Origin of the sequence: Streptomyces sp. NRRL WC-3618, from assembly GCF_001280005.1 — a bacterium.
Taxonomy (GTDB): domain Bacteria; phylum Actinomycetota; class Actinomycetes; order Streptomycetales; family Streptomycetaceae; genus Streptomyces.
The window spans coordinates 1-474 of record NZ_LGDW01000293.1; the positions used below are offsets into that span (position 1 = coordinate 1).

Below are 474 nucleotides of genomic sequence, written 5' to 3' on the forward strand. Positions count from 1 at the left end.
CCCCCGCACCCGCTCCGGCAGCGTCCTACGCCCAGTCCCCGCCGCATGCCCAGTCCCAGACCCAGGCCCCCGCCGCGCAGGCGGGCGCCCCCGTGCCCGGCGGCCTCGACCCCCGCATGCTCTGGCCGAACATCCTCGAGTCGGTGAAGAACCGCCGCCGGTTCACCTGGATCCTGCTCAGCCAGAACGCCCAGGTCAGCGGCTTCGACGGCACCACCCTCCAGCTCGGCTTCATGAACGCGGGCGCGCGGGACAACTTCGCCAGCAGCGGCAGCGAGGAGGTGCTGAAGCAGGCACTGGCGGAACAGTTCAACGTCCAGTGGAGGATCGAGGCGGTCGTCGACCCGACGGGCGGCGGCCAGGCAACCCCGGCGACCGGAGGCTACGGCGGCGGCAACGCCCCCGGCGGTTACGGAGGCGGTGGCGGCGGTGGTGGTTACGCCGCCCCGGCCGCACCCCCCGCCCCACCGCTCA

1 pseudogene is annotated in these 474 nt (G+C 74.3%); it reads left to right on the forward strand.

Annotated features, from left to right (window positions below):
• Positions 1-474 (forward strand): annotated as a pseudogene (locus ADL01_RS23355) (DNA polymerase III subunit gamma and tau); the annotation flags it as partial.